This is a genomic window from Stenotrophomonas sp. Steno-Z2, from assembly GCF_056393235.1.
In genome coordinates this window covers 380,569-406,226 of record NZ_JBWJOY010000001.1, presented here as the reverse complement: position 1 = coordinate 406,226, position 25,658 = coordinate 380,569, and the positions used below count along the sequence as shown (strand labels likewise).

At 70.8% G+C, this 25,658-nt stretch carries 17 protein-coding genes and 1 riboswitch; of the genes, 9 read left to right on the top strand and 8 right to left on the bottom strand.

Translation table 11 applies throughout. The features are described from left to right. Positions 1-115: 115 nt before the first annotated feature. Together secA and AC06FP_RS01765 are read left to right on the top strand one after the other, a co-directional pair. Positions 116-2,827, top strand: coding sequence for a preprotein translocase subunit SecA (gene secA, locus AC06FP_RS01770; protein ID WP_478074259.1), 2,712 nt, complete (start codon positions 116-118; stop codon positions 2,825-2,827). 494 nt (positions 2,828-3,321) lie between these two features. Continuing rightward, complete coding sequence (locus tag AC06FP_RS01765) at positions 3,322-4,347, top strand: Nudix family hydrolase (protein WP_478074258.1); 1,026 nt, start codon at positions 3,322-3,324, stop codon at positions 4,345-4,347. Here the strand turns inward: AC06FP_RS01765 and AC06FP_RS01760 are convergent. The 3 genes from AC06FP_RS01760 to AC06FP_RS01750 all read right to left on the bottom strand — a co-directional run bounded on the left by AC06FP_RS01760 (position 4,337) and on the right by AC06FP_RS01750 (position 6,731). After that, positions 4,337-4,912: a DUF4124 domain-containing protein gene (locus AC06FP_RS01760; RefSeq protein ID WP_478074257.1), complete on the bottom strand. Its 576-nt coding sequence runs from the start codon at positions 4,910-4,912 to the stop codon at positions 4,337-4,339. The genes AC06FP_RS01765 and AC06FP_RS01760 overlap by 11 nt on opposite strands. Before the next feature lie 129 nt (positions 4,913-5,041). Then, on the bottom strand, positions 5,042-5,872 hold the full coding sequence (gene metF, locus AC06FP_RS01755) for a methylenetetrahydrofolate reductase [NAD(P)H] (RefSeq protein WP_478074256.1): 831 nt from the start codon (positions 5,870-5,872) through the stop codon (positions 5,042-5,044). 100 nt (positions 5,873-5,972) lie between these two features. Further along, a complete protein-coding gene (locus AC06FP_RS01750) occupies positions 5,973-6,731 on the bottom strand; it encodes a COG4705 family protein (RefSeq protein ID WP_478074255.1) in 759 nt (252 codons plus the stop codon). Positions 6,732-7,160: 429 nt separating this feature from the next. On the opposite strand from AC06FP_RS01750, the gene AC06FP_RS01745 reads away from it, so the two are divergent. Together AC06FP_RS01745 and AC06FP_RS01740 are read left to right on the top strand one after the other, a co-directional pair. Next, entirely contained in the window at positions 7,161-8,783 is a 1,623-nt protein-coding gene (locus AC06FP_RS01745) for an APC family permease (RefSeq protein ID WP_478074254.1), read from the top strand. Positions 8,784-8,846: 63 nt separating this feature from the next. Beyond that, positions 8,847-9,401, top strand: a complete 555-nt coding sequence (locus AC06FP_RS01740) for a DUF3228 family protein (RefSeq protein WP_456117071.1) — start codon at positions 8,847-8,849, stop codon at positions 9,399-9,401. 4 nt (positions 9,402-9,405) lie between these two features. On the opposite strand, the gene AC06FP_RS01735 is transcribed toward AC06FP_RS01740, so the two are convergent. The 3 genes from AC06FP_RS01735 to ahcY all read right to left on the bottom strand — a co-directional run bounded on the left by AC06FP_RS01735 (position 9,406) and on the right by ahcY (position 12,311). After that, positions 9,406-9,870 carry a GNAT family N-acetyltransferase gene (locus AC06FP_RS01735; protein WP_478074253.1) on the bottom strand — a complete coding sequence of 155 codons (465 nt, stop codon included), beginning with the start codon at positions 9,868-9,870 and terminating at the stop codon, positions 9,406-9,408. A gap of 58 nt (positions 9,871-9,928) precedes the next feature. Beyond that, positions 9,929-10,756 carry an alpha/beta hydrolase gene (locus tag AC06FP_RS01730; RefSeq protein ID WP_456117069.1) on the bottom strand — a complete coding sequence of 276 codons (828 nt, stop codon included), beginning with the start codon at positions 10,754-10,756 and terminating at the stop codon, positions 9,929-9,931. Positions 10,757-10,865: 109 nt separating this feature from the next. Further along, positions 10,866-12,311 (bottom strand): adenosylhomocysteinase, encoded by a 1,446-nt coding sequence (ahcY, locus tag AC06FP_RS01725; protein WP_478074252.1) that lies wholly within the window; start codon positions 12,309-12,311, stop codon positions 10,866-10,868. Positions 12,312-12,343: 32 nt separating this feature from the next. After that, positions 12,344-12,448: riboswitch (S-adenosyl-L-homocysteine riboswitch) on the bottom strand. A 110-nt stretch (positions 12,449-12,558) separates the two neighbouring features. On the opposite strand from ahcY, the gene AC06FP_RS01720 reads away from it, so the two are divergent. From AC06FP_RS01720 to AC06FP_RS01710, 3 genes are all read left to right on the top strand, one after another. After that, positions 12,559-15,060: a S9 family peptidase gene (locus tag AC06FP_RS01720; RefSeq protein WP_478074251.1), complete on the top strand. Its 2,502-nt coding sequence runs from the start codon at positions 12,559-12,561 to the stop codon at positions 15,058-15,060. 177 nt (positions 15,061-15,237) lie between these two features. Then, complete coding sequence (gene ppc / locus AC06FP_RS01715) at positions 15,238-17,949, top strand: phosphoenolpyruvate carboxylase (protein WP_478074250.1); 2,712 nt, start codon at positions 15,238-15,240, stop codon at positions 17,947-17,949. Between the two features lie 27 nt (positions 17,950-17,976). Continuing rightward, positions 17,977-20,865 carry a protein kinase domain-containing protein gene (locus AC06FP_RS01710; RefSeq protein WP_478074249.1) on the top strand — a complete coding sequence of 963 codons (2,889 nt, stop codon included), beginning with the start codon at positions 17,977-17,979 and terminating at the stop codon, positions 20,863-20,865. Positions 20,866-20,902: 37 nt separating this feature from the next. Here AC06FP_RS01710 and AC06FP_RS01705 read toward each other — a convergent pair whose 3' ends face one another. After that, positions 20,903-21,409, bottom strand: a complete 507-nt coding sequence (locus AC06FP_RS01705; protein WP_478074248.1) for an acyl-CoA thioesterase — start codon at positions 21,407-21,409, stop codon at positions 20,903-20,905. A gap of 218 nt (positions 21,410-21,627) precedes the next feature. Further along, on the bottom strand, positions 21,628-22,863 hold the full coding sequence (metK, locus tag AC06FP_RS01700; protein ID WP_456117063.1) for a methionine adenosyltransferase: 1,236 nt from the start codon (positions 22,861-22,863) through the stop codon (positions 21,628-21,630). A gap of 231 nt (positions 22,864-23,094) precedes the next feature. Between metK and olsF the strand changes: the two genes are divergently transcribed. Then, positions 23,095-24,804 (top strand): bifunctional ornithine lipid synthase OlsF, encoded by a 1,710-nt coding sequence (gene olsF / locus AC06FP_RS01695; RefSeq protein WP_478074247.1) that lies wholly within the window; start codon positions 23,095-23,097, stop codon positions 24,802-24,804. Beyond that, positions 24,801-25,604, top strand: a complete 804-nt coding sequence (locus AC06FP_RS01690) for a UDP-2,3-diacylglucosamine diphosphatase (RefSeq protein ID WP_478074246.1) — start codon at positions 24,801-24,803, stop codon at positions 25,602-25,604. The genes olsF and AC06FP_RS01690 overlap by 4 nt, the downstream gene beginning before the upstream one ends. The last annotated feature ends 54 nt before the right edge of the window (positions 25,605-25,658 follow it).

Below are 25,658 nucleotides of genomic sequence, written 5' to 3'. Positions count from 1 at the left end.
AGCTACAATAGGCGTTGCCATCGACAGGGCGCATTGCGCCCTGTTTCGTTTGTGCCCGGCTGGTCCCGCTTGGGGTGGGGCCGCGCACGGCATTCCATTCAAACCGGTTCCTTCAATGATCAACAGCCTGCTTACCCGCGTTTTTGGCAGCCGCAACGAGCGCCAGCTCCGCCAGCTCAACCGTATCGTCGCCAAGATCAATGCCTTGGAGCCGGAAATCCAGAAGCTTTCCGACGACCAGCTGAAGGCCAAGACCCCGGAGTTCCGCGAGCGCATCGCCGCCGGCGAGACCCTGGACAAGGTGCTGCCGGAAGCCTTCGCGGTCTGCCGCGAAGCCTCGCTGCGCGTGCTGGGCATGCGCCACTACGACGTGCAGCTGATCGGCGGCATGGTGCTGCACCTGGGCAAGATCGCGGAAATGCGCACCGGCGAAGGCAAGACCCTGGTGGCGACCCTGCCGGTCTACCTCAACGCCCTGGAAGGCAAGGGCGTGCACGTGGTCACCGTCAACGACTACCTGGCGCGCCGCGACGCCGCGCAGATGGGCCGGCTGTACAACTGGCTGGGGCTGAGCGTGGGCGTGGTCTACCCGGGCATGCCGCACGGCGACAAGCGCGAGGCCTACGCCGCCGACATCACCTACGGCACCAACAACGAGTTCGGCTTCGATTACCTGCGCGACAACATGGCGCTGACCCGCGCCGACCGTTACCAGCGCGGCCTGCACTACGCCATCGTCGACGAAGTGGACTCGATCCTGATCGACGAGGCGCGCACCCCGCTGATCATTTCCGGCCCGGCCGACGATTCGCCGGAGCTGTACATCCGCGTCAACCGCGTGGTGCCGCAGCTGGTCAAGCAGGAGACCGAGGAAGGCGAGGGCGATTTCTGGGTCGACGAGAAGGGCAAGCAGGTGCACCTGTCCGAGGCGGGCATGGAGCACGCCGAGGAGCTGCTGCGCCAGGCCGGCATCATCGACGCCGACAACGACGGCGGCCTGTACGCCGCGCAGAACCTGACCGTGGTCCACCACCTCAACGCCGCCCTGCGCGCGCACGCCATCTACCAGCGCGACGTGGACTACATCGTGCGCGACGGCGAAGTGGTGATCGTGGACGAATTCACCGGCCGTACCCTGGCCGGCCGCCGCTGGTCCGACGGCCTGCACCAGGCGGTGGAGGCGAAGGAAGGCGTGCCGGTGCAGCGCGAGAACCAGACGCTGGCCAGCATCACCTTCCAGAACCTGTTCCGCATGTACAGGAAGCTGTCCGGCATGACCGGTACGGCCGACACGGAAGCCTACGAGTTCCAGAGCATCTACGGCCTGGAAGTGGTGGTGATCCCGACCAACAAGCCCACCATCCGCAAGGACCACCCGGACCAGGTGTTCCTCAACCGCAAGGGCAAGTTCAACGCGGTGCTGGCCGACATCGAGGAATGCGCCAGGCGCGGCCAGCCGGTGCTGGTCGGCACCACCTCGATCGAAACCTCGGAAATGCTGTCCGAGCACCTGCGCAAGGCCGGCGTGAAGCATGAAGTGCTCAACGCCAAGCAGCACGACCGCGAAGCGACCATCGTCGCCAACGCCGGCCGCCCGGGCTCGGTGACCATCGCCACCAACATGGCCGGCCGCGGTACCGACATCGTGCTCGGCGGCTCGCTGGAAACCGAGCTGCAGGAGCTGGGCGAAGACGCCAGCGCCGAGCAGAAGGCCGCGCTGAAGGCCGCCTGGCAGGAGCGCCACGACGCGGTCAAGGCCGCCGGCGGCCTGCACATCGTCGGCACCGAACGCCACGAATCGCGCCGCATCGACAACCAGCTGCGCGGCCGTTCCGGCCGCCAGGGCGACCCGGGTTCCTCGCGCTTCTACCTGTCGCTGGAAGACAACCTGATGCGCATCTTCGCCTCGGACTGGGTGCAGAAGGCGATGCGCCTGATGGGCATGAAGGAAGACGACGTCATCGAGGACCGCCTGGTCAGCCGCCAGATCGAGAAGGCGCAGCGCAAGGTCGAGGCGCACAACTTCGACATCCGCAAGAACCTGCTGGACTTCGACGACGTCAACAACGACCAGCGCAAGGTGATCTACGCCCAGCGCGACGAACTGCTGGACGCCGAGTCGGTCAAGGACAACATCGACGGCATCCGCGGCGACGTGATCTACGACCTGGTGGCCCGCTTCGTGCCGCCGAACTCGGTGGACGATCAGTGGGACCTGCCGGGCCTGCAGGCCACGCTGGAATCGGACCTGGGCGTGCAGATGGACCTGGTGGGGCTGTTCAAGCAGCACGAGGAGCTGGACGCCGAGGGCATCGCCCAGGCGGTGGCCGAGCACCTGGACCAGCACTTCGCGCAGAAGGAAGCGGCGGTCGGCGCCGAGACCATGCGCGCGCTGGAGAAGCACGTGATGCTGACCGTGCTCGACCAGAGCTGGAAGGAGCACCTGGCGCGCATGGACTACCTGCGCCAGGGCATCTACCTGCGCGGCTACGCGCAGAAGCAGCCCAAGCAGGAATACAAGAAGGAAGCCTTCGAGCTGTTCTCGGAGATGCTGGAGAACGTCAAGCGCGAAGTGATCCAGCTGCTCTCGCGCGTGCGCATCCGCAGCGAGGAGGAAGTGGCGGCGATGGAGGCGCTGGAGCGCCAGCAGGCCGAGGCGCGGCTGCAGATGTCGCAGTTCCAGCACCAGGGCAACGGCGGCTACGGCGCCGACGAGGAAGCGGCCGACGTGCAGGCCGCGCTCGCCGAACCCAAGGTCGGCCGCAACGATCCGTGCCCCTGCGGCAGCGGCAAGAAGTACAAGCATTGCCATGGTCAACTCAACTGAAAGTTGAGTTGACCATGGCGTAGCCCGCGAAGCGGGCTACGCACCCATGATCCGTGCCACGGATCATGGGTGCATGGTCTTTATCCCCGATCCCCCGCGCCTTCGGCGCGCCCCCCCTTACCAAGGGGGGCTTTCCTTCGGCCGGATAGCCGCAACATCGGCTGTTGGCCACGACGTGCCGTTGCTGCGCGCTGTTACCCCACGGTTGCGCCGCAGAGCGCGGCCATGCGTTCTCTCTTCTTCCCCGGCCGGGTGCGGGCACCGGGCGTGCGCGGCGTTGTCGCGCAGGCAGGTCCCCCTCATCCCGCGCCTTGACTCGCCGCACGCGGCTCGCCCTTCGGGTCGGCTTTGCCATTCGCGCTTTGCGCACGGGGGCGCCCCGGCGCAGGGGGTTCCTCCGGAGGCGATCCGGTGGGAGCCGACCGTTGACCGGCGCCGCTGCGTCCTTCGGTCCAGTGACAGTGGGTGTGGAACTTGTCCGCACTGCGCCTCCGATGACCGCCCTGCCCGGGAAGCGCGCAGGCAGGCGATTGCGTCGGCCCTCGGGTTTTCGGCATTCTCGACGCATGACACCTCCCCTGCGTTCCATCCATGTCGTGGCCGCCGTCATCACCGACGCCCGCGGCCGCATCCTGCTCAACCGCCGTACCGGCAACAGCGACATGGCCGGGCTGTGGGAGTTTCCCGGCGGCAAGCGCGAAGCGGGGGAGACGTCCGAGCAGGCGCTGGTGCGCGAGCTGCGCGAGGAGCTCGGCATCGAGGCAGAGGTCGGGGACTGGGTGATGGAGGTGCCGCAGCTGTACCCGGACAAGCGCCTGCGCCTGGAAGTGCGGCTGGTGCCGCGCTGGAAGGGCACGGCGCGGGGGCGCGAGGGGCAGGCCATCACCTGGGTGACGCCGGACAGGCTCGGCCGCTATTCGATGCCGCCGGCGGACCTGCCGGTGGTGGCCGCGCTGCGCCAGGCCGACCGCTACCTGGTCACGCCCGAGCCCTTGGCCGGCGCCGCCGCCTGGCTGGACGGGCTGGCCGCCGCGGTCGAGGGCGGCATCCGCCGGGTGCAGCTGCGCACGCCGCAGGCCGGCGCGCGCGCGGTGCTGGCGCGCGATGCGGTGGACCGCGTCGGCCGCCAGGCCGAGCTGCTGCTCAACCGCGACATCGCGCTGGCCAGGGAACTGGGCGTGGGCGTGCACCTGGGCAGCGAGCAGCTGCTGCAGCTGGAGCGGCGCCCGCTGCCCGACAGCGTGCGGGTCGGCGCGTCCTGCCACGACCTGCCGCAGCTGCAGGCCGCGCAGCGCCTGGGCTGCGACTTCGCCGTGCTCGGCCCGGTGCAGGCCACCGCCAGCCATCCCGGCGCGACGCCGCTGGGCTGGGAGGCGTTCGAACGCCTGCGCGAGCAGGTATCGCTGCCGATCTACGCCATCGGCGGCCTGGGCGCGGCGGACATCGGCACCGCGCGCCGCCACGGTGCGCTGGGCGTGGCCGCGATCCGCGCCCTGTGGCCGCAGTCGCCTACAGGCTGATCCAGAAGCAGTTGTACTGCCGGCGCAGCTTCAGCAGCGTGCGCGACGGCGTGGCGCTGCGGCCCAGGGTCTGTTCCAGCCGCAGCGCGACCGGGCGCGGGCGCAGGGCCGGCACGTTGCTGATCATGATCGGATCCTCGCCAACCTCTTCGTCATGGCCTTCCCCCGGTTCCAGCTGCGGGTCGCGCGGGAATACCGGCGCGATGTCGACCAGCGGGCGCTGCACGATCGCATCCAGCCGGTCCATCACCCGCGTGGCTTCGGCGCTGGACAGCCCGCTCCAGGCATAGATGCCGGACAGGCGGTTGGGGTCGCGCGCGTCCACCGCCGAGCGGATCTGCGCCACCACTTCGCTGAGCCGGCGCGCGCAGGTGTCGCGGTACAGGCCGCTGCTGCCGGCGGCGCGCGCCTCGGGCAGCAGGCGCGCGTGCGCGCCCATCGCCTCGCAGGACTTGTCGCCGTACACCGTGCGGCCCTGCGCGTCGGTGCAGCGGTTGACCTGCTGCGCCTGCACGGCGCCGGCGCACAGGGCGGTGGAAAGCAGCAGGAGCGGCAGGCAGCGCATCGGCCAAGCCTAACGCGCCGGGCGTACCGTGGTGTGTGATGCGGGTTTGCTCCGCAGCGACCAGAGCATCCGTGCGGGTGATCCAGCGCGAACGCCCCATCGCGCACCGGAGTGCGCCCATGCGGCGGCTCAGGTGCGGCCGAGGCGTTGCAGCACCGCGTTGGTCGGCCTGGCCAGGTTGAGCGTGTAGAAGTGCAGCGACGGCGCGCCGCCGGCGATCAGCCGCTCGCACAGCGCCGCCACCACGTCGGCGCCGAACGCGCGCACCGAATCGGCATCGTCGCCGTAGGCCTGCATGCGCTTGGCGATCCAGCGCGGTATCTCCGCGCCGCACTGCTCGGAGAAGCGGCGCAGCTGGCTGAAGTTGGAGATCGGCATCACCCCGGGGATGATCGGCACGTCCACGCCCAGCCTGCGCGTGGCGTCGACGAAATGGAAATAGGCGTCGGGATTGTAGAAGTACTGGGTGATGGCCGCGTCGGCGCCGGCGTCGATCTTGGCCTTGAAGTGGCGCAGGTCGGCCAGCGCGTCGCTGGCCTGCGGGTGGGTCTCCGGGTAGGCGCCGACCTCGATGCGGAACGCGTCGCCATGCTCGGCGCGGATGAAGGCGATCAGCTCCGAGGCATAGCGCAGGTCGCCGGGAAACCCCATGCCCGAGGGCAGGTCGCCGCGCAGGGCGACGATGCGGCGCACGCCGATGGCGCGGTACAGCTTGAGCAGTTCGCGGATCTCCTCGCGGGTGCCGCCCACGCAGGACAGGTGCGGCGCGGCCTGCAGGCCGTGGTGCTGGTTGAGGTGGCGCACCGTCTCGGAGGTGTAGCTCAGGGTCGAGCCGCCGGCGCCGAAGGTGCAGGACACGTATTCGGGCGCATGCACCTTGAGTCTGCTCGCGGTGCGGTCCAGCTGCGCGCGCTGGTCGTCGGTCTTGGGCGGATAGAACTCGAAGCTGAGCGGGGTCATGGCGGGCCATGGGATGGATTTGGTCCGGATTATATCTCTCCATCAAGATGGATGTGCAATCGTTTCGGTTGTGATGGGGCGCGCGGCTGCGTCCGGGCCTTCAATGCGCCTGCCGCGCCGCCCGCTGCGGCAGCAGCGCGACGCAGGCGACGATGGCCAGCAGCAGCACCAGCGAGCCTGCGTAGCGGTCCAGGGCGAGCCCGCCATGGTCGAGCGGTTTGTCGAGGAAATCGCCGACCACCGCGCCCAGCGGCCGGGTGAGGACGAAGGCGGCCCAGAACAGCAGGGTCCTGGACAATCGGGTGCCGAAGTGCAGCGCCGCGACCAGCGCCAGCAGGCCGCCGAACAAGACGATGCCGCCGCCGTAGCCCAGCCCCTGGGTATCTGCCGCCCAGTCGCCCAGGGCGGTGCCCAGGGTCTGCGAGAAGGTGATGGTCAGCCAGTAGAACAGCTCGCTGCGCCGCGAGCGGATGTCGACCACCGACACGCTGCCGGTGCTGTGCCGCCAGCAGAACAGCGTGCCCAGCAGCAGCGCCAGCAGCAGGCTGCTGCCGCCGCCGTAGCCGATGCCCAGCGAGCGGTCCACGTAGTCGGCCAGGGTGGTGCCGACCGTGGTGCTGGCGATGATCGCCGCCCAGTACAGCCAGGGACGGAAGCCGCTGGCGCGGATCTGCGCCGCCACCGCGATGGCGAACACCGCGGCGAACAGCACGGTGCCGAGCAGATAGCCCAGGTCCATCGACATGGTGACCGCATCGCCGCCGACCTCGCCCAGCGTGGTGGCGAGGATCTTGGTGATCCAGAAGGCGAGGGTGACTTCGGGAACCTTGCTGTCGCGCAGGGCGGCGCTGGAGATCATGGCGGCGATCCGATCCGGGAAGGAGCGCGGCCACGATGCGCAGGCGCGGGTCGGAGGCGTGTCGGAACCGCGTCTTCGTCACGCAGCGGCGCGCCGCCCGCTGGATCGCCGTTCAGTTGGCGGGGGCCAGCGCCTGGCGGCCAGGCGCATCGCCAGGCAGTGCCGCGTGGCGATGCGATGTCCTCGACGATGGCCGGCGGCACTGTGTCGCGGCCGCAAGACACCACCGGGCATGGCGCGCATCGGCCGACGGTGCACGAGGCCGGCAACACGCCGGGGCAACGGAAGACAGTGGAAAATGTGGCGCGATGCCTCCCGGCCACGCGGCGTTCACGCCCCGGCGTGCCATAGGTGGGGCTGACTGCCGGGTCCCGCGTTGTCCCCCTCGTTTCCGTGCCGGCCGCCGGCACGCTGCCTGCCGGAGCCACCATGAATCCTCCCAGCGCCCTGCGCCGCGACGTCGGCCCCTTCGCCCTGATGCTGACCGGGCTGGGCTCCATCATCGGTTCGGGCTGGCTGTTCGGCGCCTGGCGCGCCGCCGGCCTGGCCGGGCCAGGGGCGATCTGGGCCTGGGTGCTGGGCGCGGCCATCATCCTCACCATCGCCCTGACCTATGCCGAGCTGGGCGCGATGTTCCCCGAATCCGGCGGCATGGTGCGCTACAGCCACTATTCGCACGGCTCGCTGGTGGGCTTCATCGCCGCCTGGGCCAACTGGATCGCCATCGTCTCGGTGATCCCGGTGGAGGCCGAGGCCTCGGTGCAGTACATGGCGTCCTGGCCGTGGCAGTGGGCGCAGGACCTGTACGTGCAGGCGCCCGGTGGCCACGGCGAGCTGACCGCGCCGGGGCTGGGCATCGCCGCGCTGCTGGTGGTGGTGTATTTCCTGGTCAACTACTGGAGCGTGAAGCTGTTCGCGCGCTCCAACAGCACCATCACCGTGTTCAAGCTGGTGGTGCCGGCGCTGACCGCGGTGGCGCTGATCGCCAGCGGCTTCCATGCGCGGAATTTCTCGGTGGGCCTGCATGGCGCCGGCAGCCCGGTGCTGGATTTCTCGGCGATCCTCACCGCCATCGCCACGGCCGGCATCGTCTTCAGCTTCAACGGTTTCCAGAGCCCGGTGAACCTTGCCGGCGAAGCGCGCGACCCCGGGCGCAGCATCCCGCTGGCGGTGGTCGGCTCGATCCTGCTGGCGACGGTGATCTACGTGCTGCTGCAGGTGGCCTACCTGGGCGCGGTGCCGCCGCACATGCTGGAACAGGCCGGCTGGCACGGCATCGATTTCCGCTCGCCGTTCGCGCAGCTGGCGCTGATCGCCAACCTGCACTGGCTGGCGATGCTGCTCTACATCGACGCCTTCGTCAGCCCCAGCGGCACCGGCATGACCTATACCGCCACCACCGCGCGCATGATCTACGGCATGCAGCGCAACGGCACCGCGCCGGACATCCTCGGCCGCGTGCACGCGCACTGGGGCGTGCCGCGCCCGGCGATGTGGCTGAACCTGATGGTCTCGTTTCTGTTCCTGTTCTTCTTCCGCGGCTGGGGCACGCTGGCGGCGGTGATCTCGGTGGCGACAGTGATCTCCTACATGACCGGCCCGGTCAGCGCGATGGCGCTGCGCCGCACCGCGCCCGGCCTGCACCGGCCGCTGCGGGTGAAGGCGCTGCCGGTGCTGGCCGGCGCCGCCTTCGTGATGGCCACCGAGCTGCTGTACTGGGCGCGCTGGCCGCTGACCGGGCAGATCATCGTGCTGATGCTGGTCGCATTGCCGATCTACTTCTACTACCAGGCCCGGTCCGGCTGGCACGATTTCGGCCGGCAGCTGAAGGGCGCGGGCTGGCTGGTGTGCTACCTGCCGACGCTGGCGCTGGTGTCGTGGCTGGGCAGCAGCACCTTCGGCGGCCGCGGCTACCTGGCCTATGGCTGGGACCTGGGGGTGGTGGCGCTGATCGGCATCGCGTTCTACGTGTGGGGCGTGCAGGCGGGCTGGCGCACGCCGTCGGTGGAGCAGGCCGAGCGCATCCCGCATCCGGAGCAGGCGCAGGCCTGAGCGCGGCGTGCGCCGCCACGGCGCGATGGCCGACAATGGCCGGGTTTTCCGAACGACCCGGCCATGTCCATCTTCCTCACGCCCTTCGCCCGCACCCGCCTGTTCCCGCGCACGCCGCGCCCGAACACGATCCGCGACTGCACGCCCGAGCAGTTCGAGCGCCACCTCAACGAACACGAACCGCTGAAGGTGCTCGACGGCTATGCGCCGTTCTGCAGGCTGCACGTGCACCGCAACTGGACTTCCACGCGCTGCCTGACCGTGCCGGTCACCGACGGCAACCGCCACCTGCTGCGCTCGGCCTACGAGGCGCGCACGCGCGAGGAACTGCCGGTGCTGGTGCGCTGGTTCGAGGGCGTGGAGCCGCCGGTGGCCGATTACCTGGTGGTCATCCTCTACAGCCGCGAACAGCTGGCGAAGGAAGGCGCGCCCATCGACGCCGACTGGGGCGTGGTCGGCTGCCTGTACACCGCCGAGCCGGCGGAAATCCCGATGGCGCCGATCACCATGATGCGCAATGCGCTGGGCGTGGAGGAAGGCGGCTCGGGCGTGCCCATCGACCGCGACGCCTACCGCCGCGCGGTGGAGTTCTGGGAAGCGAACGCGAACTGGCGCTGAGCGCTCAGCGCTCCTGCCGGTAATCGATGGCCAGGCGCAGCATGTCGCGGTGCTGGATGCCGTCCTCGACGATCGCCTCGTCGTAGTGGCGCAGGAAGAAGTCGCGCTCCACCTGGAACACGCGGAAGCCGTGCCGCTGGTAGAAGGCCAGCTGGTAGCCGAAGGCGCCGGTGCCGACTTCCAGCCGCGCCGCGCCTTCGCGCCGGCAGGTGTCGATCACGTGGGCCAGCAGCCGCGTGCCGATGCCGCGCTGCTGCCGCGCCGGATCGACGGCGATGTTCATCAGTTCGTGGCGGCCCGGACCCAGCGGCACGACCGCGCAGATGCCGGCGATGCCGCCGTCCAGCAGTGCGGCGAAGCAGCGCGCGGCGGGCAGGTAGCCGCGCACCTTCCGTTCCGAGGGATCGGCCAGCAGGAGCAGCGCCATCGGCGCTTCGGTGGGCGGTATTTCGATGATCGATGCGGACATGGCTGGGTTGCGTTTGCCGTCGCCGCAGGGCCTGCGGCGGGTGCCGTCGGGTGATGGATCAGCGATCACCGTCGCCGGCAGCGGGTGCGGCCGGATACATGCGTTCGATCGCCATCGTTTCCAGTGCGGTGTAGATGGTGTCGTGGCGCAGGTCCGGGCGCGGCATGGCCTGCCATTGCAGGCCGGGCAGGGCGGCGCGCTCCACCGTGTCCGACAGCGCCTGCGCGTGCGGGCCGATGGTGTCCTCGTCGCCCCATGCCAGCAGCACGCGGCCCCGCAACCCGGGCATGCCCCGCAGCCGCTCGCCGGCGCTGCGGGTGAGCGCCGCGTCGTTCCACCACAGGCTGGGGCTGAAGGCGATCCAGGTATCGAACAGCGCCGGCTGCTCGAACAGGGTCTCGACGATGAACAGCCCGGCCAGCGATTCGCCGATGATGCCGCGCGAACCGGTGGTGCGGTAACGGCGTTCGATCTCGGGAACCAGCTCTTCGGCGATGAAGGCGCGGAACGCGGCCGAGCCGCCGACCACCGGCGCGATGCGGCGGTCGCTGTCCACCTCGGTCGGGCCGGTCATGTCGCGGCGGCGCTGGGTGTTCTCGATGCCGACCACCAGCAGCGGCGCGATGCGGCCGGCGCGGATGCCGGCATCGACCGTGGCGGCCACGTGCGGGAAGTCCTCGGCGACGCCGCCATCGGGCATGTACAGCACCGGATGCGCCGGCGCCGCGTCGGCGGGCGGCAGGTAGACATTGATGGTGCGCGCTTCCTGCAGCCGCTGCGACTGGATGACGAAGCTCTCGTGCGCGGGTGCCGCCGGCTGCGCGTGGGCGGTACTGGACAGGGCCGCCATCAGCAGCGCCGCGATGGCCGGGAACATCGTTTTCATCGTCGCCTTCGGGGCCGGATCGGAGCAGGGCGCGCAGCGTAGCAGCAAAAATGCGACGGGCGCCGCGCGGCGCCCGTCGTGTATTGCACGCGGTGACCCGGCAGGCCGGTCAGTAGCGGTAGTGCTCCGGCTTGAACGGGCCTTCCACCGGCACGCCGAGGTAGTCGGCCTGTTCCTGGGTCAGGGTGGTGAGCTTCACGCCAATCTTCTCCAGGTGCAGGCGCGCCACTTCCTCGTCCAGCTTCTTCGGCAGGCGGTAGACGTCGGCCTTGTAGCTGTCCCTGTTGGCCCACAGGTCGATCTGCGCCAGGGTCTGGTTGGCGAAGCTGTTGGACATCACGAAGCTCGGGTGGCCGGTGGCGCAGCCCAGGTTGACCAGGCGGCCTTCGGCCAGCAGGAAGATCGCATTGCCGTTCGGGAACACGTACTTGTCCACCTGCGGCTTGATGTTGATGTGCTGCACGCCCGGGAACTTCACCAGCGCATCGACCTGGATCTCGTTGTCGAAGTGGCCGATGTTGCAGACGATGGCCTGGTCCTTCATCGCGCTCAGGTGCTCGATGCGGATGATGTCCTTGTTGCCGGTGGTGGTGACGTAGATGTCGGCGCGGCCCAGGGTGGATTCGATGGTGTTGACCTCGAAGCCCTCCATCGCCGCCTGCAGCGCGCAGATCGGGTCGATCTCGGTGACGATCACGCGCGCGCCGTAGGCGCGCAGCGAGTGCGCCGAGCCCTTGCCGACGTCGCCATAGCCGCAGACCACGGCCACCTTGCCGGCCAGCATCACGTCCATCGCGCGCTTCAGGCCATCGGCCAGCGATTCGCGGCAGCCGTACAGGTTGTCGAACTTGCTCTTGGTGACCGAGTCGTTGACGTTGATCGCCGGCACCAGCAGGGTGCCGGCTTCGGCCAGCTGGTACAGGCGGTGCACGCCGGTGGTGGTTTCCTCGGACACGCCCTTCCAGTCCTTGACCACGCGGGTCCAGTAGCCCGGGCGCTCGGTGGCCACTCGCTTGAGCAGGTTCTTGATGACCTGTTCCTCGTGCGAGCCGGACGGGGTGTTGACCCAGTCGCTGCCGTTTTCCAGCTCATAGCCCTTGTGGATCAGCAGGGTGACGTCGCCGCCGTCGTCGACCACCAGTTCCGGGCCGAGCAGGGTGCCATCGCTTGCCTTGAAGGTCAGCGCCTCCAGGGTGCAGTCCCAGTATTCCTCCAGGGTCTCGCCCTTCCACGCGAACACCGGGGTGCCGGTGGCGGCGATGGCGGCGGCGGCCTGGTCCTGGGTGGAGAAGATGTTGCACGAAGCCCAGCGCACGTCGCCGCCGATGTCCTTCAGCGTTTCGATCAGCACCGCGGTCTGGATGGTCATGTGCAGCGAGCCGGTCACGCGCACGCCCTTGAGCGGCTGCGAGGCGGCGTACTTGCGGCGGATCGACATCAGGCCCGGCATCTCGTGCTCGGCGATGTCGATTTCCTTGCGGCCCCAGTCGGCCAGCGAGATGTCGCGGATCTTGTAATCGCCTTCGGTGGAGAAGGTCTTGGCAACAGCGTTCATGTAAAGCTCCGGTGTGGTGCGAGCAGGCTCGCGTTCGCCGGGCGCCGTTGTTGCATGCGGGCCGTCCGAGCCTGGCCGCCGTGCCGGTCCGGCCCTTGCGGGGGACTCGCACGACGGTCGCAGCGCCCCTCGGACGGGCCGGCGATTATATCGCGGGCCGGCCTGGCCCAACCAAAGGCAGGGGAGGCGGCGGCCGGGGATTGTTAACGTGGGCGGTCGATTCAGCCGAGAGAGGATTGCCATGACGATGTTCGCTTCCCGCCGCGCCCGGCGCGCTTCCGCGGCGCTGGTGCTGTGCGCCGGCCTGCTGCTGGCCGTGCCGCCGCTGCTGGCCGCCGCCCCGGCAGCCAACGCCCCCGCCGGCGACGCCCAGGGCTACCGCCTGCCGTCGGCCGCGCTGCAGGCGGTGGTGGATGCCCCGCGCGCGCCCACCCTGCGGCTGTCGCCGCGCCGCGACCTGGCGGCGGTGCTGCAGACCCCGCCGCTGCCGTCCATCGCCCAGGTGGCGCAGCCGGAGCTGAAGCTGGCCGGCCTGCGCATCAACCCGAAGACCTTCTCCGACAGCCGCTTCTCCTTCGGCAGCAGGCTGTGGCTGATTTCCACCGTGGATGGCAAGGAGCGCCAGATCAGCGGCCTGCCGCAGCCGCTGTCGGTGGCCTCGCTGGCCTGGTCGCCGGACCAGAAGTACCTGGCCTTCAACCAGGTCGACCCGGCCAGCGGCAGCAACGAGCTGTGGCTGGTGGACGTGACCGCCGGCAGCGCGCGCCGCGTGGCCGAACGACTGAACTCGGTGGTCGGCAATGGCTACGCCTGGCTGCCCGGCGGCGACGCGCTGCTGGTGCTGCAGCGCCCGGCCGGGCAGGGCGCCGCGCCGGTGGGTGACGGCATTCCCACCGGCCCGGCGGTGCAGCAGACCGAGGCGGGCACGGGCGTGCGCTCGGTGCGCACCTACCAGGACCTGCTGAAGAACGAACACGACGCGCGCCTGTTCGAGTACTACCTGCAGGCGCAGCCGGTGCGGGTGGCGATCAACGGCGAGAGCCGGCCGCTGGGCGCGGCCGGCCTCTACCTGGGGCTGTCGTCCTCGCCGGACGGCAACTACCTGCTCAGCCAGCGCGTGGAGCGGCCGTTCTCCTACGCGGTGCCGGTGAGCCGCTTCCCGCGCCGCATCGAAGTGCTGGACGCGCAGGGCCGGGTGGCGCACACGGTGGCGAAGCTGCCGCTGGTCGAAGGCCTGCCGACCGGCAACGACGCGGTGCCGACCGGCGTGCGTTCGATCGGCTGGCGCGCCGACGCGCCGGCCACCCTGGTGTGGGCCGAGGCGCAGGATGGCGGCGATCCGGCGCGCGAGGCGGCGATCCGCGATGCGGTGCTGGTGCAGGCCGCGCCGTTCGACCGGCCGCCGGTAACGCTGGCGCGGCTGGGGTCGCGCTATGCCGGCATCACCTGGGGCCGCGGCGACGTGGCGCTGCTGGACGAATACTGGTGGAAGACCCGCCAGGTGAAGCAGTGGAAGATCGCGCCGGACCACCCGGAGCAGGCGCCGACGCTGCTGTACGCGCGCTCGGAGGACGACCGCTACGGCGATCCGGGCGAACCGCTGCTGCAGCCCGACGACGGCGGCCGCGCGCGCCTGCAGTTCACCGCCGACGGCACCGGCTTCTACCGCGTCGGCGACGGCGCCTCGCCCGAAGGCGACCGCCCGTTCCTGGATCGCGTCGACCTGGCCAGCGGCAAGAGCGAGCGCCTGTTCCATTCGCAGGCGCCGTACTACGAGGCGCCGGTGGCGGTGACCGACGGCGACGCGCCGCGCGTGCTGTACAGCCGCGAGTCCAACGACGAGCCGTCCAACCTGTATGCGCGCGCGCTCGGTGGCGATGCGGCGCCGGTCGCCCTGACCCACACCCCACACCCGCTGCCGCAGCTGCGCGGGGTGAAGAAGGAGCAGATCCGCTACAAGCGCAACGATGGCGTCGAACTCACCGCCGACCTGCTGCTGCCGCCCGGCTACGACCCGAAGAAGGACGGCCCGCGCCCGCTGCTGATGTGGGCCTACCCGGCCGAGTTCAAGTCGGCCGACGACGCCAGCCAGGTCATCGGCTCGCCGCACCGCTTCAACGCGATCAGCTACTGGGGTCCGCAGGCATTCCTGGCCAAGGGCTACGTGGTGCTCAACAACCCGACCATGCCGATCGTCGGCGAGGGCGACGCCGAGCCCAACGACACCTATGTGCAGCAGCTGGTGGCCAGCGCGCAGGCGGCGGTGGACGAGGTGGTGCGCCGTGGCGTGGCTGACCGCGGGCGCATCGCCGTCGGCGGCCATTCCTATGGTGCGTTCATGACCGCCAACCTGCTCGCGCATACGCGCCTGTTCAAGGCCGGCATCGCCCGCTCGGGCGCCTACAACCGCACGCTGACCCCGTTCGGTTTCCAGGCCGAGGAGCGCAACTACTGGCAGGCGCAGGACACCTACCTGAAGATGTCGCCGTTCAACTACGCCGGCGACATCAAGGACGCGATCCTGTTCATCCATGGCGTGGACGACAACAACTCCGGCACCTTCCCGATGCAGAGCGAGCGCATGTTCGCGGCGGTCAAGGGCCTGGGCGGCAATGCGCGGCTGGTGATGCTGCCCAACGAATCGCACGCCTACCGCGCGCGCGAATCGATCATGACCATGCTCGCCGAGAGCGAGGACTGGCTGGACCGCTGGCTGGCGGCACCGGCCAGGGACGAAAAAAGGCGCTGACATCCCGGCGTCATGGCATGACCACGACGGGGCGTTCGCGCCCCGTCGTCGTGTCTGTGCGGACAGCGCGCGGACAACATGCAGATGCAACCATTTTGCGCATTGGTGCACTGCAAAAACCGCGGGATTTTTCGGGTAGGCTTGGGGCGTTCCCGCTCTTCAGGTCCTGCTCCCCGGATGAACGAGTACCGCAGCAGCGTCGTCTTCGCCACGCCCGATCTGCCCCTGCGCGACGATGTCCGCCGCCTTGGCGCGATGGTCGGCGATCTTCTTTCCGAACAGGTTTCGCCCGCGTTCCTCGATGAAGTGGAAGAGGTGCGCACCGCCGCGATCGCGCGCCGCGAGAGCCAGGCGCCGCTGGCCACGCTCAGCGCGCAGCTGGCCGGGCGCACGCCACGCCAGGCCGAGGCGCTGGTGCGCGCGTTCAGCACCTACTTCCAGGTGGTGAACATCGCCGAGCGCGTGCACCGCATCCGCCGCCGCCGCGACTACCAGCGCGCCGGCACCAAGCGCCCGCAGCCCGAAGGCCTGCAGGACGCGCTGCAGCAGCTCAAGGCGCAGGGCGTCACGCTGGACGAACTGGTGCAGTGGCTGCCGCGCATCGACATCGAGCCGGTGTTCACCGCGCACCCGACCGAAGCGGTGCGCCGCGCGCTGCTGGAAAAAGAGCAGCTGATGGTGGCCAGCCTGGTGGACAACCTCGACGGCCAGCGCACGCCGGGCGAGCAGGCCGCCGACGCCGCGCGCCTGCGCATGGCGCTCACCGCCTCGTGGCAGACCGCCGATTCCTCGCCGGTGCGGCCCAGCGTGGAGGACGAGCGCGAGCATGTCGGCTTCTACCTCACCCGCGTGCTGTACCGGGTGATGCCGGTGTTCTACGAATCGCTGGAACAGGCGCTGCTCGACACCTGGGGCCGCAGCCTGCCGCTGCCGCGGCTGGTGCGCTTCGGCACCTGGGTGGGCGGCGACATGGACGGCAACCCCAACGTCGACGCGGCCACCATCGCCGCCACCTTGAACGCGCAGCGCGCCGCGGTGCTGGAGCTGTACCAGAAGGACCTGCTCAAGCTGGCCAGCCTGCTCAGCCAGTCCACCGAACTGGTGGGCGTGAGCGATGCGGTGCGCGCGCGGGTGGAGCAATACCGCGCGCTGCTGCCGCAGGTGCAGTCGCGCCCGCGCCACGCCGACATGCCCTACCGCCTGCTCAACGACCGCATGCGCGCGCGCCTGCAGGCCACGCTCGACGACGCGCACGGTGCCTACGCATCGCCGGAGGAACTGACCGGCGACATCCAGCTGATCCTCGACAGCCTGGACGCCAACAAGGGCCGCCATGCCGGCTGGTTCTCGGTGCGCCGCCTGCTGTGGCGCGTGCGCACCTTCGGCTTCCACCTGGCGCGGCTGGACGTGCGCCAGGAGTCGAGCGTGCATGCGCGCGCGCTGGCCGAAGTGCTGGGCGGCCAGGACACGTTCGACGCGCTGGACGGCGCGGCGCGCGCGCGGCTGCTGACGCCCTATGCCGCCGGCGAGGCCGCGCTGCCGCGTGGCGCCGACGAAGCCGGGCAGCGCCTGGACAAGGTGTTCGCGGCGCTGGCCGACGCGCACCGCCGCCACGGCGCCGATGCGCTGGGCAGCTACATCATCTCGATGGCGCACGACCGCGGCGACGTGCTGGCGGTGCTGGCGCTGGCGCGGCGCGGCGGCCTGGTCGACGCCGGCAACGCGGTGCCGCTGGACATCGCGCCGCTGTTCGAGACGGTGGACGACCTGCGCCGCGGTACCGCGACCCTGCGCGACCTGCTCGCCGACCCGGTGTACCGCGCGCACCTGGCCGCGCGCGGCGACGTGCAGATGGTGATGCTCGGCTATTCGGACAGCGGCAAGGACGGCGGCATCGCCGCCTCGCGCTGGGGCCTGCAGCAGGCGCAGGTGGAACTGCTGGCGGTGGCCGCCGGGCACGGCGTGCGCCTGACCTTCTTCCACGGCCGCGGCGGCTCGATCAGCCGCGGCGGCACCAAGACCACGCATGCGGTGGACGCCTCGCCGCGCGGCAGCATTGATGGCCGCCTGCGCGTGACCGAACAGGGCGAGGTGATCCACCGCAAGTACGGCATCCGCGCGCTGGCGCTGCGTTCGCTGGAACAGTCGGCCGGCGCGGTGCTGCGCGCCAGCCTGCGCCCGCGCGCGCCCGAGCCGCGCGAGCGGCAGTGGACGCCGGTGATGGACATCGTCGCGGCGGAAAGTTCGCGCCGCTACCGCGCCTTCGTCGGCGACGCGCGGTTCATGGACTACTTCCGCGCCGCCACCCCGATCGACGTGATCGAGCGCATGACCCTGGGCTCGCGGCCGTCGCGCCGGCTCGGTCAGGACGCGGCGCTGTCCAACCTGCGCGCGATCCCGTGGGTGTTCGCCTGGAGCCAGGCGCGGGCGGTGATCCCCGGCTGGTTCGGCGTGGGCAGCGGCCTGCAGGCCGCCGCCGACGCGGGCAACGAGGCGCTGCTGCGCGAGATGGCGCACGACTGGCCGTTCTTCGCCACCTTCATGGACGACATGGCGATGGTGCTGAGCAAGGGCGACATCCACATCGCCGAGCAGTTTTCGCGCCTGGCCGGGCCGCTGCACGAGCGTTTCTTCCCGCTGATCCGCGAGGAACTGGCGCTGACCGCGCACTGGGTCAAGCGCCTGAGCGGGCAGCAGGAACTGCTCGAGCACGATCCGCGGCTGGCGCTGTCCATCCGCCTGCGCAACCCCTACATCGACCCGATCAGCGCACTGCAGGTGGACCTGCTGCAGCGCTGGCGGGAAAGCGGCCGCGAGGACGAGGCGCTGCTGCGCGCGCTGGTGGCCTGCGTGAACGGCGTGTCGCAGGGCGTGCAGAATACCGGCTGACGGCAGCACGCCGCACGGGGGCGGACGATGCGCGAGGGGGAGGGGAACCGGGGCGACGCGGCGCGTTACCACCGGGTCAAGCAGATCGTGCTGCAGGCGCTGGACCTGCGCGGGGAGGCCCGCGAGGCGCTGATCGCGCGCGAAGCGATGAACGACACGGCAATGGCGCGCGAGGTGCGCGCGCTGCTCGCCGGCATGGAGGCCGACCAGACGCTGGTGGTGTCGTGGCGTTCGCCCGGAGCGCCGGCGCCCGATGCCGGGCAGGACCTCAGTGGCCAGCAGACCTCGGCCGATGCCGCGCGCGACTACCGGTTGCTGCAGCGCCTGGGCGCCGGCGGCATGGGCGTGGTCTACCTGGCCGAACGCCGCCACGGCGGTTTCGTGCAGAAGGTCGCGTTGAAGCTGCTCAATCCGGTGGCCGAGGCCTCGCCGGAACTGCGCGAGCGCTTCGCCCGCGAACGCGAACTGCTGGCGCGGCTGGACCACCCGGGCATCGCGCGCCTGCTCGACGGCGGCATCCTCGCCGATGGCCGCCCGTTCCTGGCGATGGAATACGTGGAAGGCGAACGCGTGGACGCCCATGCCGCGCGCCTGCCGCTGGACGCGCGCATCGCACTGTTCGTCAAGGTGTGCGAGGCGGTGGCCGAGGCGCACCGCTGTCTGGTCATCCACCGCGACCTCAAGCCGGCCAACATCCTGGTCGACGCGCGCGGCCAGCCGCGCCTGCTGGACTTCGGCATCGCCCGCCTGATCGACGAGGACAGCGCGGCCGGCGACACCCGCACCGGCCAGCACGCGCTCACCCTGGCCTATGCCAGCCCCGAGCAGCTCGCCTGCCAGCCGCTGACCACCGCCACCGATGTCTATTCGCTGGGCGCGGTGCTGTACCAGCTGGTCTGCGGGCAGCTGCCGTTCGCCGACATCGACAACCCGGCCGGCCTGTACAACGCCATCGCCCATACCGACGTGCCGCCGCCCAGCCGGCGGCTGCGGCGCGACGGCGGGCCGCGTGCGCAGGCCCGCGCGCTGCCGGCCGACATCGACGCCATCGTGCTCAAGGCGCTGCGCAAGGAGCCGGAGCGGCGCTACGCCTCGGTCGCGGCGCTGGCCGAGGACCTGCGCCGTTACCTGGCCCATTGCCCGGTCAGCGCGCGCGACGGCGAACGCGGCTACCGCGCGCGCCGTTTCCTGCGCCGCCACGCCTGGCCGCTGGCCGCCGCGGCGCTGGTGCTGCTGTCGGTGCTGGGCGGCCTGCTGGCCTCGGTGCTGGCGCTGGGCCAGGCGCGGGCGCAGCAGGCGCTGGCGGAAAGGCGCGGCCACGACCTGCAGCGGCTCACCGACTTCCAGCAGGCGATGCTGGAAAGCGTGGACATCGACGCGATGGGCCATGCCATGACCGATACCCAGCAGCGCAAGGTGCTGGAGGTGCTGCAGAAGCAGGCGCCGGGCCAGCCGCTGGACGTGCGCCTGCGCCAGGCCTTCGCCCAGGTCGGCGCGCCGAGCATCGCCCGCGACGCGCTGGACCGGCAGGTCGTCAGCCACGCGCTGGCGCGGCTGGATGCCGACTTCGCCGATGCGCCGCTGCTGGCCGCCGACATGCGCCAGTCGCTGGCGCGGGTGCTGATCGCCATCGGCCAGTACCCGCATGCGGTGGCCGAACTGCGCCGGGTGCTGCAGGTACGCGAAGCGGCCTTGCCGGCCACCGACGCGCGCGTCGTGTCCGCGCGCATCGACCTTGGGCAGGCGTTGTCGCTGCAGGGCGAACTGGCGCCGGCGGCGCAGGCCTTCGAGCGCGCGCTGGCGGCCACGCGCACCCTGCCGGCGCTGGACCCGCAGCGCCGCGCCGCCGAGGCGGGCGCGGCGCGGGTGCTGGCCGCGCGCGGCGAACCGCAGGCGGCGCTGGCCCGGCAGCACGCGCTGCGCGAGGCGTGGATGGCCGCGCTGCCGGCCGACGACGAAGCCCTGCTGCTGCTGCGTGGCGACTACGCGCGCACGCTGGACACGCTGGGCCGGCGCGACGAGGGCAGCGCCGAGATGGAGGCGCTGCTGCCGCTGTACCGCGCCCGCTTCGGGCCGGACTCCAACCGCACGCTGGCGGCGATGGATACGCAGGCCGGGCTGCGGTTCGCCTATGCCGACTACGAGCACGCCGCGGCCCTGGCGCGGCAGGTGGCCGAGGTGCGCGAGCGCCGCCTCGGCGCCGAGCATCCGGACACGCTCAAGGCCTGGGGCACCGCCGCCACCAGCCTGGTGCGCCTGGCCGAGTCGCCGGAAAGTTACGCCGAAGCCGAGGCGCTGCTCGACCGCCTGCTGCGCGCGCAGGGGCAGGTGCTGGGCATCGAGCACCCGGCCACGCGCCAGTTCGTCGTGGACAGGATCCGCCTGCTGTCCAAGCAGGAGCGCAAGCAGGAGGCGATCGCGCTGCAGCGCCGGCATCTGGCCGACTGCCTGCGCGTGCTCGGGCCCGATCACCCCGACACGCTGTTCGCGCGCGGCGGCCTGTCCAGCATGCTCAGCGACCAGCCCGGCGGGCTGGACGAGGCGCGCGTGCTGGCGCAGGCGACACTGGCCGCCATGCGCCGCCAGCTCGGGCCGGAACACCCGCGGGTCACCGCCACCCTCGACCTGGTGGGGCGCATCGAGCGCAACGCGGGCAACTGGGAAGCCTCGCGCGACGCCCATGCGCAGGCGCTGGAGATCCGCGCGCGCACGCGCGGCCAGCTTGACGGGCATACCCTGGAAAGCGCGACCCGGCTGTACATCGCGCTGTACCGGCTGCACGACGAGGCCGGCATGCGCGATCTCCGTACCCGCTTCCTCGATCCGCTGCTGGCGCTGGACCCGGCCACCCTCAATGCCAGCCGGCGCAGCCACCGCCGGGCGATCCTGATGGCGCTGGAAGGGCGCTGGGACTAGGCGGCGCGACGACCGGCCGGCGCGTGGCCCGGCGCCTTCAGCCCTCCGGCGTGGAGGACGGGGAGCTCCTGAGCAGTTCCAGGTGCCGCTGTTCCATCTCCTGCCGCAGCTGCCGGCGGATCTGCGCGGCGGCGTAGCGGCGCTGCTCGTCGCCGCTGCGCGGCTGCAGCGGCGGCACCGGCGTGGGCCTGCCGTCGTCGTCCACCGCCACCATGGTGAAGAAGCAGCTGTTGGCGTGGCGCACGCTGCCCTTGCGGATGTCCTCGGCCACCACCTTGATGCCCACTTCCATCGACGAGGTGCCGGTGTAGTTCACCGAGGCCAGGAAGGTGACCAGTTCGCCCACCGCGATCGGCTGGCGGAACGTCACCTGGTCCACCGACAGGGTGACCACGTAGTTGCCGGCGTAGCGGCTGGCGCAGGCGTAGGCGACCTGGTCGAGCAGGCGCAGCACCGCACCGCCATGCACCTTGCCGGAGAAGTTGGCCATCTCCGGCGACATCAGCACGGTCATCGACAACTGGTGGGGCGTGGGTTCGGACATGGTCGGCGCCAGACTGGGACGGAGCCGCAGGCTACTCCAGCGCGGCAACCGGATGCACGCAGAACCCCGTAGGAGCGGCTTCAGCCGCGAAGGGGCATTCCCGGTAAAACCCCCTTCGCGGCTGAAGCCGCTCCTACGGGAAGCGAAGCGTGGCCCGTCAGAAACGAAAAGGCCGCCCCTGCGGGCGGCCTTTCCGGTCACGCGGTGCCTGGCTTGCCTTACTTGAGCTTGGCGGCCTTGCGCAGCGCTTCGGCGCGGTCGGTCTTCTCCCACGAGAACGCCGTGGCGTTCTGGGCCTTGCCGTCGCCGTCGACGTACGAGAATTCCTTCGGCTTGCGGCCGAAGTGGCCGTAGGCGGCGGTCTGCTGGTACATCGGGTGGATCAGATCGAGCATCTTGATGATGCCGTACGGGCGCAGGTCGAAGTGCGCGCGGATCAGCTTCTCGATCTGCGCGTCCGGAATCCTGCCGGTGCCGAAGGTGGTGACCGAGATCGAGGTCGGCTCGGCCACGCCGATGGCGTAGGAGACCTGCACTTCGCACTTGTCGGCCAGGCCGGCGGCAACCACGTTCTTGGCGACGTAGCGGGCGGCGTAGGCGGCCGAACGGTCGACCTTGGACGGGTCCTTGCCGGAGAACGCGCCGCCACCGTGGCGGGCCATGCCGCCGTAAGTGTCGACGATGATCTTGCGGCCGGTCAGGCCGCAGTCGCCCACCGGGCCGCCGATCACGAAGATGCCGGTCGGGTTGATGTGCACCTTGTTCTTCGGCAGCTTGTCCAGCCAAGCCTTCGGCAGGACCGGCTTGAGGATGTGCTCGCGCACGGCCTCGATCAGGTCCTTCTGCTTCACGCCCGGGTCGTGCTGGGTCGACAGCACCACCGCGTCCAGGCCTTCGATCTTGCCGTCCTGGCCGTAGCGCAGGGTGACCTGGCTCTTGGCGTCAGGGCGCAGCCACGGCAGCGGCGAGTTCTTCTTCTTGCGCACCTTGGCCTGCTGCTCGACCAGGCGGTGCGAGTAGTAGATCGGCGCCGGCATGAACTCCGGGGCTTCGTTGCAGGCATAGCCGAACATCAGGCCCTGGTCGCCCGCGCCCTGTTCTTCCGGCTTCTTGGCCTTCTTGTCGGTGCCGTCCACGCCGGCGGCGATGTCCGGCGACTGCTTGCCGAGCATGTTGATGATGGCGCAGGTGTGGCCGTCGAAGCCGACGTTGGAGTTGTCGTAGCCGATCGAGTTGATGACGTTGCGGGTCAGCTCCTCGATGTCAACCCACGCCGAGGTGGTCACTTCGCCGGCGACGATGGCCGCGCCGGTCTTGACCAGGGTTTCGCAGGCGACGCGGGCGCGCTTGTCCTGGGCCAGGATCGCGTCCAGCACCGCATCGGAAATCTGGTCGGCGATCTTGTCCGGATGGCCTTCGGAGACCGACTCGGAAGTGAAGAGATAGCTGGACATGAGCTTGTATCCCTGTATGCGGATGAAAAGATAGCCGCGCATGATACACGGCCGGGGCGCCCCCGGAATAGTGCAGGGGCGGCTGTTGCCATCCGGTTAATAAACCGGTTCACCTGCCGCGCCGCAGCGGCAGGTGGCAGGGCGCGCGTCATGGAACTGCCGCAAAACCGCAACCGCAGTGCCGCCTGGCGGGCGCAGGCTGCCGGCCAACCGGGCCGTCGGACTACCGTCATGCACCAGATCGAACACCGCCTGCAGCAGCGCTATCCCGATTGGTTCCACGGCCCGCGCGGCCACCTGGCGCGGCCGCTGCTGCGCACGGTGGGGCGCTGGTCGCGGCTGGACCGGGTGCAGGACTTCCTGCGCCGCAACGACCGCAGCGGTCTGGACTTCGTCGCCGCGGCGCTGGACTTCCTCGGCAGCCGCTACGAAGTGGAGGTCGCCGCGCTGGCGCGCATTCCCGCCAGCGGGCGCCTGCTGGTGGTCGCCAACCACCCCTCCGGCGCGCTCGACGCGCTGGCGCTGCTGGACGCGGTGGGCCGGGTGCGGCGCGACGTGCGCATCGTCGCCAACGACCTGCTGGCCGAGCTGGAACCGCTGCGCGAGCTGCTGCTGCCGGTGCGCATGCTCGGCGGCCGCGCCGGGCGCGCCAGCCTGCAGGCGGTGGAGCAGGCGCTGGCGGCCGGACAGTGCGTGATCGTCTTCCCGGCCGGGGAGGTCTCGCGGCTGTCGCTGCGCGGCATCCGCGACGGCCGCTGGAACCGCGGCTTCGTCCGCTTCGCCAACGCCACCCGGGCGCCGGTGCTGCCGGTGCGGGTGCAGGCGCGCAACTCGGCGCTGTTCTACGGCGCCTCGACCCTGTTCAAGCCGGCCGGCACCGCCCTGCTGGCGCGCGAGATGTTTGCCCGCGGCGGGCGCCCGCTGCGGCTGCAGGTGGGGCAGGCGATGCAACTGGACCCGGCGCTGGACCCGGCGCTGCAGCTGCAGGCGGTGCGGCGCGCGCTGTACGCGCTGGGCCGCGATGCCGCGCTGGCCGACGCCGCCAGCGGCGGGCCGGAACCGCTGGCCGCGCCGGTCGCGGTGGAGCAGGTGCAGGCCGAAATCGAGGCCGCCGAGCTGCTCGGCCAGACCGGCGACGGCAAGCAGATCCGGCTGGCGCGCTGCGCCGCCGGCTCGCCGCTGCTGCTGGAACTGGGCCGGCTGCGCGAGCTGACCTTCCGCCGGGTCGGCGAAGGCACCGGCCGCAGCCGCGACCTGGACGACTTCGACCCGCTGTACCAGCACATCGTGGTCTGGGATGCGGCGCAGCGGCGCATCGCCGGCGCCTACCGCATCATGCGCGGCGCCCAGGCGCTGGCGCGCAGCGGGCTGGCCGGGCTCTACACCGCCGGCCTGTTCCGCTATTCGGACGACGCCATCACCCGCATCGCCGAAGGCATGGAGCTGGGCCGCAGCTTCGTCGTGCCCGACTACTGGGGCAGCCGCAGCCTGGACTACCTGTGGCAGGGCATCGGCGCCTACCTGCGCTGCCGGCCGGGCATCCGCTACCTGTTCGGCGCGGTGTCGATCAGCGCGGCGCTGCCGCGCGAGGCGCGCGAGCAGCTGGTCGCGTACTACCAGCGCTACTACGGCGGCGGCCACGGCCTGGCCGAATCGAACCGGCCGTTCCAGTACTTCGCCGCGCCCCCGTGCTTCGGCGACATGGACGCCGAGGCCGCGTTCGAGGTGCTCAAGGCCAACCTGGCCGCGCTGGGCGCGGGCGTGCCGACGCTCTACCGCCAGTACACCGACCTGTGCGAACCCGGCGGCGCCCGCTTCCTGGCGTTCGGCGTGGACCCGGACTTCAGCGATTCCATCGACGGCCTGATCGAAGTGGACCTGCAGGCGATCCGGCCGAAGAAACGCAAACGCTACCTGCACGACGCCGGGGCCGTGGCATGAGCGCGCCGGCGCAGCTGCTGCCGCACCGGCGCGCGGTGTTCATCTCGGACACGCACCTGGGTGCGCGCCACTGCCATGCCGCCGAACTGGCGCGCTTTTTGTCCACGCTGCGCTGCGAACGGTTGTACCTGGTGGGCGACATCGTCGACCTGTGGTGGCTGGCGCAGCGGCGCGCCAGTTGGACGGCGGCGCACAACGAGGTGATCGAGGCGCTGCATGCGCTGCGCCGCGCCGGCACCGAGATCGTCTACATCCCCGGCAACCACGATGCGCCGCTGCGCCGCACCTGCGGGCTGATGCTGCCGGCCATGCAGGTGCGCCGCCGCGCCATCCACGTCACCGCCGACGGCCGCCGCCTGCTGGTGGTGCATGGCGACGACTACGACGGTGCAACGCATTTCGGCGGCCTGCAGGAGCGCTTCGGCGACTGGCTCTACTACCGCATTCTCACCGGCAACCGCCTGCTCAATGCCCTGCGCCGCCGCTTCGGGCTGCGCTACTGGTCGCTGGCCGAGTTCCTCAAGCGGCGCAGCGCCGCGGCCGAGCGTTATATCGAGCGCTTCGTGCAGGCCGGGCTGGACGACGTGCGCCGCCGCGGCCTGGACGGCATCGTCTGCGGCCATATCCACCGCGCCGCGCTGGTCGAGCGCGACGGGCGGGTGTACGCCAACGACGGCGACTGGGTCGAGAGCCTCACCGCGCTGGCCGAGGACCCCAACGGCACGCTGCGCCTGCTCGACCACGCCGGCCGCAGCCTGGCGTGGCTGCCGCCGCGGCCCGCGCTGGCGCGCGCTGCCTAGGTGCCGGCGCGCATGCTTCTTCCTCACGACACCGGCGCTATGCTGGCGCGGGTG